Raw genomic sequence first — 16966 nt, forward strand, 5'->3', positions numbered from 1 at the left:
TGCCTTAGAATAGTCCTTTATTATATTAAAATATAAATTAAACTGCTAGGTGTAGTAGATTTACGGATAATGTAAAGTATAGAGTTAGTGCAACCGCATCTACTATAGTTGTGATTAATGGGCTTGCCATAATAGCAGGATCTAATTTTAATTTTTTTGCTAAGATGGGTAGTATACCACCTACTATTTTAGCTACAACAACAGTACAGAATAAGCTTATACATACAGTGAAAGAAATTAAAAGGTTAATTTTTTCAAAATAATATATTCTTATAAAATTTACTATGGCAAGAACGGAACCTGTAATGATACTAACTCTTAGTTCTTTAAATATAACTTTAAATCCATCAGATAATTTTATATCTCCTAAGGCAAGACCTCTTATGATAAGAGTTGAAGATTGAGATCCGGCATTGCCGCCTGTATCCATTAACATTGGAATGAAGGAAGCAAGAATAACTACTGAGGATAGGACATCTTCGAATTTTCTTATAATGTTTCCTGTAAAAGTTGCTGAAATCATTAATACAAGAAGCCAAACTATTCTATGCTTAGAAAGAGTCCAAACACTGGTCTTTAAGTATTCTTCTTCATTTGGCTCCATAGCGGCCATTTTTTGGAAGTCTTCTGTGTTTTCTTGGTCTATAATATCTACTATATCATCTATGGTGATTATTCCAACTAATTTTTTTTCATTATCAGTAACTGGGATAGATAACAAGTCATACTTTTTAAATAGTTGAGCTACATTCTCTTGATCATCTAAAGTATTAACATGTATAAATTCAGTTTTCATTAAATTTTCTATTAGCATATTTTCATCACTTAAAATAAGTTTTCTTAAAGAAACAATACCTTCTAGCTCTCTGTTATCGCCTAAAACATAGCAAGTGTGAATAGTTTCCTTATCTATGCCTGTTTTCTTTATATGAGCAATAGCTTCATTTACAGACATATGCTTTTTTAAATCAGCAAATTCTATAGTCATTATACTTCCAGCTGAACTTTCAGGATATTTTAAGAATTGATTTATAATCTTACGAGTATTTTCATCTGTATTTTTTAAAACTTTTTTAACCACATTAGCAGGTAGTTCTTCTAGAAAGTCTATAGTATCATCAATGAATAAATCATCTATAATATTTGAAATTTCACTATCGGTAATAGAGTCAATTATAAATAGTCTTTCCTCGTGGTCTAGATAAGAAAATACATGTGCAGCTTTGTCTTTAGGAAGTACTCTAAAAATTTTAACTACAGATTCTTTATCCATTTCACCTAATAAAGTAGCTATATCTACTACATTCTTTTTTTCAAGAGTTTTTCTTGCATCAATGAATTTTTTTTCATTGATTAGTTTTATTGTGTTTTCCATTGTTACCCCTCCTATTAATTCAATACATTATGAACGTTCAAAATAAGTATTGACTAAAATTGAAAAATTATAATTTCTAGGTTGTAGTGGGTAAAAAACAATGAAGACATAAAAAAGCATTAAACCTCATGTTTAATGCCTTGATAAATAACTATGTAATATTTCTATCTGTTTATGGACATAAAATTCTTAATGATAGATTTAACTTTGAAAAAGTTAAAGTAAAATTAAATTATGCCATAAAGAGGGTAAGAAGTTACATAGAGTTTTATTTTTGGATTAAACAATAAACTTATTAAATCTTCATTGTCAATATTACTACTACCATCGTCCATGCTTCTTACACCTCCTAAAGTTTATCAAATAAAAAAACCTCCGTAAACTAAAACGCAGGCAAATACTAATAATAGTATGTCTCGTTCAAGTTTTAGCTCTGCAAGGCAATGAAATTGCGTTAGATTAAGCCTTCTTTGTTCGGCAAAATCTGCTAACCAGTTAAGAGTGTTTCCACTCTTTTACGGTAGCAACCCGTATCCTTGTAGTAACCTCACCTACCGAGGTATATAAAATTTTCCACTAAATAATTATATTACTTTATTTAAAATAAGTCAACAGTAAAAGGTGAATTTTTTTAAATCATTTCATTTGATAAAATATAGGACTATTTATTTTAAAAGAAATAGTCCTATATTATGTATTATTGCATTTTTAGTTCTCAACGTGTAATAAGAATTTACTTGAAACCTTTATTCCAATAGCACCTAAAGGTGCAGTTATTAAAATGGATAATACAGATATTGCTAGAATAAAATCTCCAGAAACAACACCTAGAGACAGAGGCAAGGCCCCCATGGCTGCTTGAACTGTAGCTTTAGGTATATAGGAGATGACACAGAAAATCCTTTCCTTTACGTTTAAATTAGTACCTATAAGTGAAATTATAACTCCAATACTTCTACCTACTAGTCCTATAAAAATAATTATTATACCTATTGCGCCTGAGGTGAATGCTACAGATATGTTTACTTGAGCGCCCACTAAAACAAAGAGTAGAATTTCTGCAAATATCCATAATGTATTAAGTCCTTGAGAAAGGGGAGCAGCAACATTAGGAAGTTTCTCAGTAAGAACAAAGCCAATAGTCATAACACCTAAAAGGCTTGCAATTAATAATTTATCTTTAAAGATAGTTTCTAAGGTAGTTAAAAGTATAGAAATAGCTAGCACAATTAGTATCTTTTTTACATCATTAATACTACACTTTTTAAATAAATATATAATTACAAAGCCTAATATTAATCCTAGTACTATTCCTAATATTATGGAAAGTGGTATTTGTAAAAGTTGGGAAGCGATATTAACGTTCTTACCAGAATATAAGGCAAGAAAGCTAGTTAATATTGTAATTGCAAATACATCATCAATAGAAGCACCAGCTAATATTAAAGTAGGGATGCTCTTATTAGTGCCAATTTTTTTATCTATAAGGCTAATCATTTGAGGTACAACTACAGCAGGAGATACGGCAGCAATTATAAATCCAAGGATTCCTCCCTGGATAAAGGTGAATCCTAGTAATTTAGTAGAAATAAAGGCTATAAAAAAACCTTCTAATATTCCAGGTATACAACTCATTTTTATTGCAGGTTTTCCAATTTTCTTTAAATCGGACGTTTTTATACCCATCCCAGCTCTTAATAAGATAACAATAAGTGCTATTTTACGCAAATCAGAAGAGATATTTAGTAAATCTCCATGAACCAAATTAAATCCATAGGGACCTATAGTGATTCCTAAAATTAACATACCTAAAAGTCCAGGAAGTTTAATTTTTTCAAATATAAAGTTAGAAACAATAGCAAGTAATATAATAATTGCTATACTTGTAGCCATAAAATAGCCCTCCTTTTAAATTAAAGCTTTACAATGCCAAGATTAAGACCATAAATTATTAACACAAAATATTGAAAGAATTTATTTGGTGTTAATAATTTAGTTATTTTACACATAAAAATCTCCTACAGACATACTCATAGCGTTGTCTGTAGGAGTCATTAGCAATTGCGATTAAGGTGAACTCCATCACCATAAATTATATTTTGAGTATATCAATGTTTAAAAATAAAATCAATATTTAAAAGTATAAAATTTTATGGGAATTAAAATTTCGATATACGAAATTATTATAGAATTTCATAGAATATTATGATAACATAATAAATATAGAATAAATTTACATATATAAGGAGGAAATATTATGTTATTAGAAAAATTAATCAATGCCTTTGGTGTTAGTGGATATGAAAAAGACATAAGAAGCGTAATAAGAGAAGAGATTAAGGAGTTAGCAGATGAAATTACTGTAGACGCCCTTGGAAATTTAATAGTTTATAAATCAGGAGTTGGAGAAAATAAGAAGAAAATTATGGCCTCTGCTCACATGGATGAGATAGGATTTCAAGTTGTAAAAATAGAAGATAAGGGGAATATTAGAGTTAGAGCATTAGGTGGAATCCCGGTTATTGGTACATCTATGAATAGAGTTAAGTTTAGAAATGGAATAATTGGACTAGTAGCTAGCACAATTAAGGAAAAAGAATTAACCACAGATACTAAAAAATTGTATATCGATATTGGAGCTAGTAGTAAGGAAGAAGCAGAAAAATATCTTAAAGTTGGAGATGTAGCAGCATATGTTGGAGATTATGCAGAGCTTAAGGAAAACAATATAACAGGTAAAGCGCTAGATGATAGAATTGGATGCTATATATTAGTGGAAGCTTTAAAGAAAATCAATAAGCCGTATAATGATTTATACTTTGTATTTTCAACACAAGAAGAAGTTGGTCTTAGAGGAGCTACTGTTGCAGCTAATAGAATTAATCCAGACTTAGGAATAGCTCTAGATGTTACAACTGCGCATGATTTTCCTAATTGCCCAGAAGGTAGCAATAAAGTTGGGGAAGGAACTGCGATTAAGGTTTCAGATGGTTCAGTTATATGCAATGAATATTTAGTAGAAGAGATGGTCAATTGTGCTAAGGAAAATAACATTAAATATCAATTGGATGTTATTGATGGTGGTGGTACAGATGCAGGAGCTATCAATAAATCCAACTTTGGAGTTAGGGCCACAGGTATATCAGTAGCAACTAGATATGTACATGGACCTAATGCGTTACTAAGTATGGATGATACAAATGCATCCATAGATCTTTTAGTGAATTATGTAAATAGAGAATTTAACTTTGACGAAGAATAGAATTAAATATAAAGTTTAATTTACGATAGAATTAAATAAAGAGATGTTTGTTACAAACAATATAAGTATAAGAGGAGGAAAGCATATGTTAAACTTTACACTTTATAATCCAACTAAATTAGTATTTGGAGAAAGTACAATAGAAACTATAGGAGAACATTTAGTTAAGAGTGGAATTAGAAAGGTATTAATAGTATATGGAAAAGGCTCCATAATGAAAAATGGAGTTTATGATACTGTTGTAGAATCTTTAGAGAATAATAACATAGATTATATTAAATTATCAGGAGTTAAGCCTAATCCAGTATTATCAAAGGTTCAAGAAGGCATAAAGTTAGCTAAAGAAAATGAGGTAGATGGAGTTTTAGCTGTAGGTGGAGGAAGTGTAATAGATTCGTCTAAAGCTATAGCTGCGGGAGTATGCTATGAGGGCAATGTATGGGAGTTATTTGAAGGTAAAGGAAGTGTTAAAAAAGCACTACCTCTATTTACTATATTGACTCTATCAGCAACAGGATCTGAGATGAATTCAGGTGGTGTAGTAACTAATGAAGATGAAGGTAAAAAGTGGAGCTTTGGTTCACCTTTATTATATCCTAAAGTATCTATTTTAGATCCTTCAGTTCAAAGATCTCTTCCATCCAATCAAACGGCTAATGGAGCAATAGATGCTATAAGTCACGTATTTGAAGCTTATTATGGTGGAACAGAAAGTACTGATATGCTTGATGAACTTTCAGAAGGTATTATAAGAACTGTAATTACACATACTAGAGAGTTATTAAAAGATAGCAACAATTATAAATCACGAAGTGAACTTGCTTTTGCAGCAACTTTAGCCTTAAATGGATTGAATGGAGTTGGAAGGAAAGGTGATTGGGCATCTCATTCTATAGAACATTCTCTTTCAGTACTTAATGATATTGCCCATGGTTCAGGTCTTGCTATTATAATGCCAGCATGGATGAAATATGTTTATAAAGAAGATGCTAAGAAATTTGCGAAATTTGCATGTCATGTATTTACTATAAATGAAGGTAGTGACGAAGAAAAGGCCCTAAAAGGTATTGAGGCGCTGAGAGATTTCTATAAGGAGATAGGAGCACCTATAACTTTAAAAGAAGTGGGAGTTAAGAGAGAAGAATTAGATTTTATAGCTGATAATGCTGCAATCCTTGCACCTATTGGAACACTTAAACCTTTAAAAAGAGATGATATCTATAATATATTAGAAATTGCTTTTGAATAAGCTTATAAGAATACAATATTATTAACTTAAAGTAAACATCACATTAAATGAATCTTAGTTTATTTAATGTGATGTTTTTTATTTTATATTATAAAATATTTTAAAAGAATTATAAGTATATCAGAAGATAGTTTACAAAATTAAAGTATAATTTAATGTTAATAAATTTAATAATATACTAATTAAAGATATTTTATAAAAATAAAAAGGAATAGTAACGTATTTATAGAATATATAAGAAAAAATGGGGTATATTACTGGAGTTTGGGGGAGTAGATTAATGTTAGAAAGTTATAGGTATGTACAAAATGAAAATATAACGGTTTATTATATTGGAAATGATATGAGATTTGTAGTAGAAGTTAAAGAGGAAATACTTTATGCATATAAAGAATTAGAAAATTATTTTCATTTAATAGATAAAGGATTTTCTATAAGGGCTATTATAGCTATGAACAGAAGAGAATATAATTATATAAGTAAAATGATTTTAAAACTTAGGGGGAATAATGAATCTAAGAAAAGTCAAGTAGCTATTACATCTAAAAATGATCTGTTGATATTATCACCTTTTGCATATGAAGAAGAATCTACTTATACTTATGATGAGTATAAGCTTAAAAAAGTAATTTACAGTCAGGTAGTTCATATATTTCATGAATTTCTATCTTTAAATTCAGAAGTTTCATCTACATGGATAGGACAAGGAATAGCTATGTATTTATCTGGATTATGGAAAGAGGGTGAAGTAAAAAAAGTAATAAATGAAGCTATAAAGAAAGACATGATACCACAATTAAATGAAATTCAAGAAAATGAAAGTCTATATAAGATATGGGCATGGACTATAGTCAAGTATATAGAAGAAAACTATGGTAAGGAAACAATAAATAAAATTATAAGAAACTATGATGTAGATGATATTTTTAATATATTAAAGTGTTCTATTGATGACTTTGAAGTTCAATGGAAAATTTGGTTAAAGGACGAAAATAATCTATCATAGAAAATAAAGACCGTTTCAATTTAGAAACAGTCTTTACTTTTTATGTTCTAATTATTTTCTTTTTTCCCAAGTATATATGTAAGTATAAAACCAATTAAAAAAGTTATAATTGATAGCATTCCTGATAAATTAAAAGTAAAACCAGGATATACTGGAAAGACAGAACCTAAAATTAATCCACAAATAGCAAAATATGCAGGTTGAGGATATTTACTCATAAAGGATTCTATGAGCTTTGTCATAGTCAATATACCGACAAGAACACCCAAACCACCAGGAATAAGTAAAGGAATATTAAAGGTAGAAACTGCATTAGTAAAAGTAGTATATAGTCCAATAATCAAAAGTACTAAAGAACCACTTACCCCTGGAAGAATCATAGTGGCAGCTGCAATGAATCCTGCTAGGAATAGGGATATAAAAGATTTTACACTTAAACTAGTCATAGCTATAGTGCTAACTTCTACATCACTAAATATAGACATAATTACCATTAATGTGAAAGTTAAGAGAAACCAAAGATAATTTATTTTTTTTACTTTTCCCTTTGTTGCTCTTTTATATAGCATAGGAAATGAACCTAAAATCAATCCTATAAAAAAGAAATTGGTTGGCTCAGGGTGATTTGTTAATAGATTTGTAATTAATTTACTAAATAGTATTATACCTAAGCCTGCACCTATAGCTATTTCACCAAGAAAGAAAATATTTTTTTTCCAATCTTTAAAAAAGCTATTTACAGCAGATATAAGTTTATCATAAATACCTAGAACTACCGCCATAGTTCCTCCGCTAACACCAGGAATAACATTGGAGACACCAATAACCATTCCTTTTAAAATAACAAATATATTTTCCATACTTTATCTCCTCATATAATTAAATTTGTAGTTAATTTAAACTAAGGTTATAAATAACTACTCTAATTATATTGAGAACTCTTTTAATTTGCAAATTAATTATTTAAAAGTTAATAATATATTTATTTTTTGTTAATTTTAGGTTATTCGTGTTATAATGCAGATATGATGGATTATTTAAATTTTAATATTATTAAATCAACATAAAAACAAGCTTTATAAAGGAGCAAATCATATGTGGGATAGGTTTAGAATAGATAAAAAGTTAGATATAGATAGAAAGTATATAAATATTGGAGTTGTAGCTGTTATTGCTGGAATTGCCTTATTTATAGGCTATGAAATAGTAAGTAGAAGTGGTACTTTTATTAATATAATTAAAAATGCAATATTAGGATTTTTAAGTGTAATAAGACCCATAATAATAGGAGCTATAATTTCATATTTATTATTTCCTTTAGTAAGACGTATTGAAATCTTTATTAAGAAATGTGTTAGTGTAAAGGAAAATAATAAATTTAATTGGATATATAGAATTATAAGTATCGTATTAGTTTTTTTTATAATAATACTATCAGTAGTATTAATATTTAATTTTATAATTCCACCTCTTTTAGAGAATGCAAAATCATTAATAAATAATATTCCACAATATGAGAGTGTAGTAAGGAATGGAATAAATAACTTGAATTCGTATTTTGCTACTTTAGATATAAATTATCAGCAAATTAGTACTTATATTGATAAGGTAACAGCAGCATTTGCAGTTATTGGTCAAGAGATAGTTAATATAATTACAAATAGCATTTATGGATTTGGTTCATTTATGATAGATTTTGTTTTAAGTATAATATTTACATTTTATTTCTTAAAAGATAAAGAGATGTTATTTAAAACTATTAGGAGATTTGGGAGAGCTTTTATACCAGGAAAGTTAGGAACAGTACTTAAGCAATTTATTATAGATTTAGATGAAGTTGTAGGAGGATTTGTAAGAGGAGTTTTACTTGATGCCCTTATTGTAGGTATAGTTTCATCTATACTTATGTTAATGATTCATCATCCATTTGCTGTACTTGTTGGAGTAATTGCAGGTATAAGCAATGTAATTCCTTATATAGGACCCGCTATAGGAGCAGTAGTAGCATTTATATTGGGGATGTTTTCTAGTATTACACTTGGAATTTGGGGATTCATACTTTTAATTATATATCAACAAATTGATGGTAATATTATACAACCTAAGGTGGTAGGTGGTAGTGTAGGACTTCCAGCTGTTTGGACTTTAATTGCTTTAACCATTGGAGGAGGGTACGCAGGAGCTATTGGAATGATAGTGGCAGTACCTATTGCAGCTATACTAAGTGTATATGTTCACAGAATTTATAAAAAAAAGTCAATTATATAGTATAATAAAACTGATTTAGTTATGAATATAAGGGTAGGTACTGTAAATAGAAGCAAAAGAGAGGATAATAAGTATGGGAAAAATTTCAGCAGAAGAATTAAGGAGAAAAATGGATGGCAATGAGAAATTAGTTATACTAGATTTAAGAGATGAACAGGCTTACAGAGAAGGACATATAGAAGGGGCCATATTGATTTCTTTAAGTGATATTTCTCATGACATTGAAGATATAGTTCAGAATAAAGATGAAACTGTATGTGTATATTGCTATAGCGGCAATAAAAGTGCTAGAGCTGCAATGATGCTAGAATACTTAGATTATTCTAATGTGTGTGATTTAGGTGGTATTACAAATTGGAGTTATGATCTTAAAAAATAGCTTCAATTTATTTAAAGTAGCTAGTAAGTAAATAAAAATAATAATAATATAAAGGTGTATGAGAGCAATCTCTACACCTTTATATTATTTATAATTATTTTACCGAAATCTTCACTTTTCATCTTTATATTTTCTACATAAAAAATCGTTTTAGGATCATTAGCTATGGCACGAATAGAGAAATAAGGTGGAAGCCTAAATCCTTTATTTATATTAAGAGCACCTATTAATTGTTTAGCAATAGAATCACTACCAGAATTTCCAGATACTATTACAGCAAAGATGGATTTATTATAAAAGTTACATCTTCTATATAGTGCTGTAAGACGGTTTATTACAGCTGTTAAATTAGCTGCTATAGCATCGTTATAGTTAGGGCATAGCCAAATTACTGCATCACTTTCTTCAATGGCGGGAAGAACATTTTCTGTCATAATACCTCCATAGAAACAACCTTTTTTCTTTCCATAATGAAGACAAAGTTTATAAGGACATCCTATACAATCTAGCACTTCTCCTCTTTCAATTTGTATTTCATTAATTTGAAAATAATTAATATGATCAGATACTAGGTGCCATAGGTCTAAGGTATTAGATGATTTATGTGGACTAGAGTATATAACAGAAATCTTTCCACTTTGAAGAGTCTTAGGATTATCCTTTACAAGGCGATTGACTAGTTTCCTACAGAGATCATAACAAATATCATTCAATGACATATCCATAGTCTTTTGCCACGTTAAAAAATTTTTTAAAGAACTAGTGGCTTCTACTAGAGGATGGCCTATAAAAGCACATCCCATATTATTAGCAATATATACAATATCTTGAGCAAAACGTTTTGTACCATGGTCATCAATACTATATATAAGAATAGCACCGGTAGATCCAAGTAAGGTGTCTTTACCTTTCTCTAGAAGTTTTGATAGAAGGTTAATCATAGGGATATCAAAACCAACATCCTCAACCTGAGCTACAAAAAGTAATTTTTTATAGGATAAATCAGGAAGATTACATACATCATCTATTATTACATGATGTATATTTTTAAGTGAATGAGACACCATAGTATTCAATATAGGAGATGTATTTTTATTTGGTAATATCACATATAAAGTTTCTATTATTATCCCTCCTAACAAAGTATTATTAATAACATTTTTGTTATAAAAAATATTAGATATATAAACAGTTTATTCTTATTATTTTTTATTATACAATTCATTTAAAAGATTATAGGTATTTTTTAATCTATTCATTAATTCTAAAGGTAAATCTAATGTTTCGTTTTCTGTACATCCATTTAGAAATTTATTTTTGCACCCCATATAGGTACCACCAATAAAGTTTGAAGAATAGTGGAAGTTACCTTTAATTGTATCAAGGATGCTGAGAGCACCAGAAGATAGGGCTGGAGCTATATATGGTTTAAATCCGGTAGCACGAACTTCCAAATTTGCAGTTTTAGCCTTTTCAGTAAGAAAATCCGAGGCAGACTCATTGAAGTTTTCAATACTATTAGCAATTATTAATCCTTCACCATGGGGACCAAAAGCTCTACCTTCTTGTAAATAATTCGCAGTATCTTCCCTTAAACTACTATAATAAGCTGCTCTACCATTCATAACCCCCAATCCATATCCGCGAATCTGCTCTGGAGCAAGACCTTGAAAATCAAGGGTATTATCCTTATTTTTATTGCTATCAATAAAAAGAGATTTGCATAATAAATCTACAGGATCAGATACTACTGCAAAGATTCCTTTGAATTTTGCATCTCTTGCCATTTGTCCATATACTTTAAGGATTTTTCTGTTACCATCAAACTGAACAAGTCTTACATCTTTTTCTTCTTTTCCTATAGGAGGAATACCTACAGATACACAAAATACAAACATATCACAGTTGAACAAATCTTCTTCCCTTAAGGGAAGAATTTGTAGATTGTTTTCTTTACCATCGCAAGATAAAATTTGAGATAATTCAAGGTTAAGTCGATTCACTTTTTTAAAATCCTTATCATAAATACCTAAACTAGATATTACATCATTACCTAGAAGTTTAAGGCCGGTTAAAAGAGTTGCACCTACATCTCCTAAACCAACTACATTTACTTTCCACTTTAGAGGGGTAGAATAGACTATCACATCTAGAAAGTTTGGATAATTAGTATTTAAGGAAATAACTCTTTTTTCATTAATGGCATTTTTAAGCCAGATAGGTATTGTTTTATTTATTTTATAAGAGGAGTTAAGTATACTTAAATCCTCTTTTTCTAAAAACAAAAGATTTTCAGTAGAGACTATAAAGGATCTTCTAGAATTTTCACAATTTATAGAAGTTAAAGCAAAGATCTTACCAGTATAGTTTTTACAGAAATTTTCATCTGTAGAGATAAAGTCATCTCGTGTTATAAATTCATTAGTTATAATTAAATTATTATTAAATATATAGTAAAACATGTATAGTTCTCCTTTTATAGCATATTTTCAAGTCTGGTAAGTAGTTCTAAATCCTTTTCAACTAGGGCTGATGGAGTAGATGATAAATCATATTCAATTCCTTTTCCAATATCTGGACTTCGAGGAGTAGTTATAACTTCGCCTAGTGATGAAAGGGTTAGATTTCTCCCATATATGTTATGATATTCTCTTTCAAGTATTTTTAGTATTTCTATAGAATTTTCAAGACAAACCTTAGAAAAATTATAAACATTTTCGTGGGAAGTATTTTTTATAAATACTGGGTAAGTGTATGGTAATATACTATTAATTGATGGAATTAAGTTTCGTTTAGGAAATTCTCCTCTCCATATAGCATCTCCACCTAAAAATGGATATAAAGAATTCTCATTAAACCAAATTTTGAGTCTAGGTATGAAGTATACGCTAGAAACTTGCCTATTTTGCATATCCATTAAATCTTTTCCTCTACCAGAGAGAATACCACAGTGGATTTTTTTTACATTAATTTCTTGATTAATTAGTATAGGGTCTAAGGCTCTCATTCTATACCCCTTATGGAGAATGTTATCTACTAAAAAAATTGGTCGATTAAAGGACTTTATCATTTTCATCTGGTTATTTAAAGATAGGTAATAGGGAGATTCGCCTATAAAGAAGTTCTTCATATCACCATAATAATATTTTTCTGTATGAAGGGATTTGGTAACAGTATTTGGTACTAAATCTCTATCTAAAATATCACCATAAGGTACACACATAGCTTCACCATATTCCTTAGATGCTTTTACATAAGTAGAAATACTATTTTCATCACAAATATTTCTTATCATTTTTTGATGAAGTACTTCACTATTAAAGCAAAGTAAAAGTTCATTAGGATATAATTTTGAAAGAGCACCTTGCAATAATTTTCTTCTATAATTAATTACATTCTTAATTTTAGAGTTACTTCTAAAAGGTTCTTTTAAAATATTTTCTACATCTAAGTTCAAAATACATGGACTAGTCATATTAACTGCTAATACAGGAGACTCCTTATTTTCAGAGCCAATATTTACAAAACCTTGGGATAGCATTATTTCTACTAAGGTTGAGCTAGATAATGAACTATGGCATGGATTAAAAACAGCGTATTCATAATCTTTAGAAATAGCATAAGCTAAAGCCTCAGTTAAAATAATTTGCTCAAGAAATTTATATTTTTCTCTATCAGTAACATAAATTCCATCTATAAATATCATTCTTCCTGTAGATAGGGAACGAAGTGCTCTAGAAATATTCTCATCTTTAACTTCATCGTAAAGATTATTTGAACGAACCCAATGCATTGCGGCAATAGCTAGAATTTTACTTTTTTTAGAATCTTTAATCATTACTAGTTTAGGAGCTTCCTTATCTTTAAGTTCTGATAAGATAGATTTCATTTCATTACTAAGGTTTAAATGAGAAAATAATTTTAATATTATATTATCAGTAACTTCATCAACAAATTCAAAATCTAAGTGACTTTCATTTAGAGATAGCTTATCTAGGGGTTCTCGTTGGTAAAAACCATTTTCATTAATATATTGAGAAACTAAAGGATCTACTAAGGTTGAAATATCTCTATTTCTATCTATATAGTTTCTGATTTGACTAGAGCTTATGGTAGAGTATTTAGCTGGAAGTTTTAATACTTCTACAGTGCCATTTATGAGAGATTTAGCAGCTAAAAGTTTTTTTGAATTACCTCTTTCAAAAATTATGTGATTAAAAGTATGAATGGAATCCTCTTCCACAGGATTACGATAGCAAGAGGCATTTAAAAGTACATCGCTACCTGAAACAAAGAATATTTGAGAATCTGAAAATGATTCCTTAAGCATTCTTAAATCATCAGTATTAGATATATTCACTTGTATAGTTTCAGGGTATATATAAATATTAAATTCATCACAAATTGATAAATTAATTAATATTTTTCTTAAAAGATTAGGTAAGGTTTTTTTAGACCAAGAAAATTCATCCACGGCTAAGTATACTTCATAACCTAAATCACGAATTGCTTTAGAAATATTCTTATGTCCTAAAGAGAAAGGGTCAAAGGTACCAGGGAAAAATGCTATTTTCTTAGGTATATCTATAAGAATATCGCCATTTAAAAAAGTATAGTCTGCTATGAATCTATAGATGTGATTTAGAGCAGCTGCATTGGTTAGTAAAAGTAATCTATTATTGTCATCATTACCTACAAGAGTAAGAATTTTTTTAGCTACTAATTTGAAAACATATAACTTATCATTTATAGAAATTGTTGAACTTCCAAATATATCCTTGCCAAGAGTGATTATGGCTGCTTGTTTAACCTTATCCTTATAATCACCTATACCATTTAAAATAATAGATAACATTGATTTTAATCTTTCATTATAAATTTTTTCATTTTCATTATAACGAGATTTATATACATCATAGTTAGACAAGGAGATTCCTATAGCTTTAAGAATTAGTATCTTAACATCTTCATTTGAAGTTTTGATTTTGCTTTTTAAATCATCAATAATTTCATCTAATTCATTAGGTGCTAGCCATAAGATTATCTGACCTAAGAAAGGTGATATATATTCTGTGAATTTCTGGCCTTCAATTTCTAGTCCACGTAAAAGCTCTATAGCTACTTCATTTCTTTCTGAATCATTTAGGTTAGGCATAATTTTAAGTATTGAAGAGCCTGCACTATTTCTAACACTTTCCATAGCACTAACTTTTAACATATTACAAAAGTGAATGCAAGTATGAAGTCCTGTAGTTGGCGCAATATAGAGTGTATAATTAAGAAGTATATCTATCTGATGTTTTTTTACTACCCAATTAGTAGCTGTTTTTAAGTTGCTAAGGAGGATATCTGGGATTTTATTATAATCTTCCTTACAGTAAGTTTTAAAAAGAAATATATGGTCATCCATATTAAGAGTTGTGAAAATTTTTAAGTATAAATAATTTTCAGATGAATTTTTCCTTCTAGTTTTAATTTCTCCAAGATTTTTAATCATATAATCAAGTATAGAATGAGTAGGTGGTATTTTAGGAATTATATCGTTTAAACTTTCAAGAGCAGCTAATCTTATAACTACATTTCTTTTTTTTACTTTATCAATAATGAATTCTATGAGTGAATCTAAAGTTTCATCATAGGACTCAAAAGATATATACTTTGCGGTATAGAGTAAATACAGCTGAGTTTCAAAAGAAGTTATATTTTGAGACATATAATGTTTCAAGAGAATACTTCTATATATTTTCATAAAAATTTTTCTGGAATTTATAAAAACAGAGTTAACCATGATTTTAGTATTATAGCCAATCCAGTTTTTATGAGCATTTACTAGTTTACCGCTAGGATAAAGCATTAATGAAATATACTCTTCAAATAATTGATAACTATTTATGTTAGGTTTATCTATAGATACGTTTTTAGGTAATTCTTTACTATAATCTTCATCAAAAATAGCTATTAATTTTCCTATTAGATATGCACAGTGACGGCGAATGTCATCTTCTCTATGAGCTAAATTGTCATAAAGAAATTCTAGAGTTTGTAGCTTTTGTTTTTGAGTAAAGTAAGTACAATATTCTTCTAATACTCTTATATATTGGCGAAGATTTTTCCAGTTATTCTCACTTCGAGCCTGTTCTAATATAGTATTTAACGAATATTCATCACGTAATAAGTACATAAGATTTATATTGTGATTTATTGCTAAATGTTTCATACTATCAGTTATTTCTTTTCCTCTAAGCAAAGAATATATTGGAGGGTTTGCAGAAGTTAAATTGTCTTCTTTAAAATCTAAATCAACATTTACACCAATACTCTTTATGTAATCTTCGAAGTCTTTTAACTTGCCATATACTTTTTTATAACGAGATTCCTTTTTAGCATCAACATTTTCTAGTTTTTGAAGAATTACTTTAAAAGAGTTTTCTAAAGAAAAAATATGCATAGTAGGATATGAATTAGTAAATGCATTTTTAACTCTAAAATCACAATAGATGAGTATTAATGATTCTAAAGATAGATTTTCAAGTTCTAAATCCCAAGTAGAATGATTTATAGCGATATTTCTAATATAATTTATATTGTGGTTTCTAAACCATTGGTCTGTGTAATAGTAGTGGAGATGTGGAACGCGTTTTAGCTCTTCACCTTTACATCCATATTTTCCAATGTCATGTCCGGCAGCAGCTCCAGAGACTCTTCCTAAATCTATAGGTAACCCTTTAGTTTTAAGTTGGCGTGCTAAAAACATAGCTAGGTAATGTACACCACAGATGTGATCTAAAGTATTATACTTAAATATTTCTCCATTAAGCTTCATCATTTCATATACATAGTCACGGTCAAAGGCTTTAATGAATTTTAAATATTCATCTTTTCTTTCTAGTTCTTCAATTTCACTATCTGTTAAAGTTATTAAAGGATAGTTTGCTTGCCAACAATCTGAATCAGATATGGATTTTTCTATATTACATAGAACCTTATAAATTCTAAGGAATATTTCACATCCTGAAGTTAATTTTGAATCTAATTCTATAGTTACTGCATCTTTAAAATTCTTGCTTAAGGCATAATTATATAAATATACTAACCATTCATTAGGACCATCTTCATATAAATCATTTAATAAAGGAGTACATAGATAAAGAACTTTAGATGGAGAAAAATCTTTTTCCACTAAAATGTCTTGGAGTGTGTATAAAAAAACTGGTGAGTTTATATGCTTATCAAGAAATTTTTGTGATATATTTTCAGATTTTAAGAAATGAGAGTTATAAAGCTTTCTTAAAATTTTTTTCTTTATTTCTTTTAATTGTAAAATTTCCATAGAGACCTCCTAAACATCAATATATAACATGTATAAAACATATTTCTTATAAATATTTTATCATTTAAACTGCATTTATCCTAATAAATATACTATA

At 28.7% G+C, this 16966-nt stretch carries 11 protein-coding genes and 2 riboswitches; of the genes, 5 read left to right on the forward strand and 6 right to left on the reverse strand.

Features of this window, described 5'->3' with window-relative positions:
- Positions 1 to 37: 37 nt before the first annotated feature.
- The gene (mgtE, locus tag B3Z56_RS05020) at positions 38 to 1375 is read right to left on the reverse strand and encodes a magnesium transporter (protein WP_346848919.1); all 1338 of its coding nucleotides are present in this window, start codon (positions 1373 to 1375) and stop codon (positions 38 to 40) included.
- Between the two features lie 406 nt (positions 1376 to 1781).
- A riboswitch (M-box (ykoK) riboswitch) is annotated at positions 1782 to 1941 on the reverse strand.
- Between the two features lie 142 nt (positions 1942 to 2083).
- Positions 2084 to 3268, reverse strand: coding sequence for a cation:proton antiporter (locus tag B3Z56_RS05025; RefSeq protein WP_346848920.1), 1185 nt, complete (start codon positions 3266 to 3268; stop codon positions 2084 to 2086).
- 145 nt (positions 3269 to 3413) lie between these two features.
- Positions 3414 to 3471, reverse strand: a riboswitch (Fluoride riboswitch).
- A 161-nt stretch (positions 3472 to 3632) separates the two neighbouring features.
- Between B3Z56_RS05025 and B3Z56_RS05030 the strand changes: the two genes are divergently transcribed.
- From B3Z56_RS05030 to B3Z56_RS05040, 3 genes are all read left to right on the forward strand, one after another.
- Positions 3633 to 4637 carry a M42 family metallopeptidase gene (locus tag B3Z56_RS05030; protein ID WP_346878372.1) on the forward strand — a complete coding sequence of 335 codons (1005 nt, stop codon included), beginning with the start codon at positions 3633 to 3635 and terminating at the stop codon, positions 4635 to 4637.
- Positions 4638 to 4722: 85 nt separating this feature from the next.
- Positions 4723 to 5886: an iron-containing alcohol dehydrogenase gene (locus tag B3Z56_RS05035; RefSeq protein ID WP_346848922.1), complete on the forward strand. Its 1164-nt coding sequence runs from the start codon at positions 4723 to 4725 to the stop codon at positions 5884 to 5886.
- A 280-nt stretch (positions 5887 to 6166) separates the two neighbouring features.
- Entirely contained in the window at positions 6167 to 6892 is a 726-nt protein-coding gene (locus tag B3Z56_RS05040) for a hypothetical protein (protein WP_346878373.1), read from the forward strand.
- A 47-nt stretch (positions 6893 to 6939) separates the two neighbouring features.
- On the opposite strand, the gene B3Z56_RS05045 is transcribed toward B3Z56_RS05040, so the two are convergent.
- On the reverse strand, positions 6940 to 7752 hold the full coding sequence (locus tag B3Z56_RS05045; protein ID WP_346848924.1) for a DUF368 domain-containing protein: 813 nt from the start codon (positions 7750 to 7752) through the stop codon (positions 6940 to 6942).
- A 235-nt stretch (positions 7753 to 7987) separates the two neighbouring features.
- On the opposite strand from B3Z56_RS05045, the gene B3Z56_RS05050 reads away from it, so the two are divergent.
- The gene (locus B3Z56_RS05050) at positions 7988 to 9160 is read left to right on the forward strand and encodes an AI-2E family transporter (protein ID WP_346848925.1); all 1173 of its coding nucleotides are present in this window, start codon (positions 7988 to 7990) and stop codon (positions 9158 to 9160) included.
- Between the two features lie 73 nt (positions 9161 to 9233).
- Entirely contained in the window at positions 9234 to 9539 is a 306-nt protein-coding gene (locus tag B3Z56_RS05055) for a rhodanese-like domain-containing protein (protein ID WP_051824021.1), read from the forward strand.
- A 71-nt stretch (positions 9540 to 9610) separates the two neighbouring features.
- On the opposite strand, the gene B3Z56_RS05060 is transcribed toward B3Z56_RS05055, so the two are convergent.
- The 3 genes from B3Z56_RS05060 to B3Z56_RS05070 all read right to left on the reverse strand — a co-directional run bounded on the left by B3Z56_RS05060 (position 9611) and on the right by B3Z56_RS05070 (position 16869).
- Entirely contained in the window at positions 9611 to 10663 is a 1053-nt protein-coding gene (locus B3Z56_RS05060; protein ID WP_346848997.1) for a flavodoxin family protein, read from the reverse strand.
- Between the two features lie 78 nt (positions 10664 to 10741).
- Positions 10742 to 12001 (reverse strand): lactate/malate family dehydrogenase, encoded by a 1260-nt coding sequence (locus B3Z56_RS05065; RefSeq protein WP_346848926.1) that lies wholly within the window; start codon positions 11999 to 12001, stop codon positions 10742 to 10744.
- Positions 12002 to 12015: 14 nt separating this feature from the next.
- Complete coding sequence (locus tag B3Z56_RS05070) at positions 12016 to 16869, reverse strand: cytidyltransferase (RefSeq protein ID WP_346878374.1); 4854 nt, start codon at positions 16867 to 16869, stop codon at positions 12016 to 12018.
- Positions 16870 to 16966: the final 97 nt, after the last annotated feature.

It is taken from the genome of Clostridium sp. UBA7791, assembly GCF_002480755.1.
GTDB lineage: Bacteria > Bacillota > Clostridia > Clostridiales > Clostridiaceae > Clostridium_J > Clostridium_J sulfidigenes.

Bases quoted from the DNA above. Each gene is read 5' to 3' on its own strand.
- B3Z56_RS05055 (WP_051824021.1), top strand. From the start codon at position 9,234: ATGGGAAAAATTTCAGCAGAAGAATTAAGGAGAAAAATGGATGGCAAT.
- B3Z56_RS05070 (WP_346878374.1), bottom strand. From the start codon at position 16,869: ATGGAAATTTTACAATTAAAAGAAATAAAGAAAAAAATTTTAAGAAAG.
- B3Z56_RS05025 (WP_346848920.1), bottom strand. From the start codon at position 3,268: ATGGCTACAAGTATAGCAATTATTATATTACTTGCTATTGTTTCTAAC.
- B3Z56_RS05045 (WP_346848924.1), bottom strand. From the start codon at position 7,752: ATGGAAAATATATTTGTTATTTTAAAAGGAATGGTTATTGGTGTCTCC.
- B3Z56_RS05035 (WP_346848922.1), top strand. From the start codon at position 4,723: ATGTTAAACTTTACACTTTATAATCCAACTAAATTAGTATTTGGAGAA.
- B3Z56_RS05040 (WP_346878373.1), top strand. From the start codon at position 6,167: ATGTTAGAAAGTTATAGGTATGTACAAAATGAAAATATAACGGTTTAT.
- B3Z56_RS05065 (WP_346848926.1), bottom strand. From the start codon at position 12,001: ATGTTTTACTATATATTTAATAATAATTTAATTATAACTAATGAATTT.
- B3Z56_RS05050 (WP_346848925.1), top strand. From the start codon at position 7,988: ATGTGGGATAGGTTTAGAATAGATAAAAAGTTAGATATAGATAGAAAG.
- mgtE (WP_346848919.1), bottom strand. From the start codon at position 1,375: ATGGAAAACACAATAAAACTAATCAATGAAAAAAAATTCATTGATGCA.
- B3Z56_RS05030 (WP_346878372.1), top strand. From the start codon at position 3,633: ATGTTATTAGAAAAATTAATCAATGCCTTTGGTGTTAGTGGATATGAA.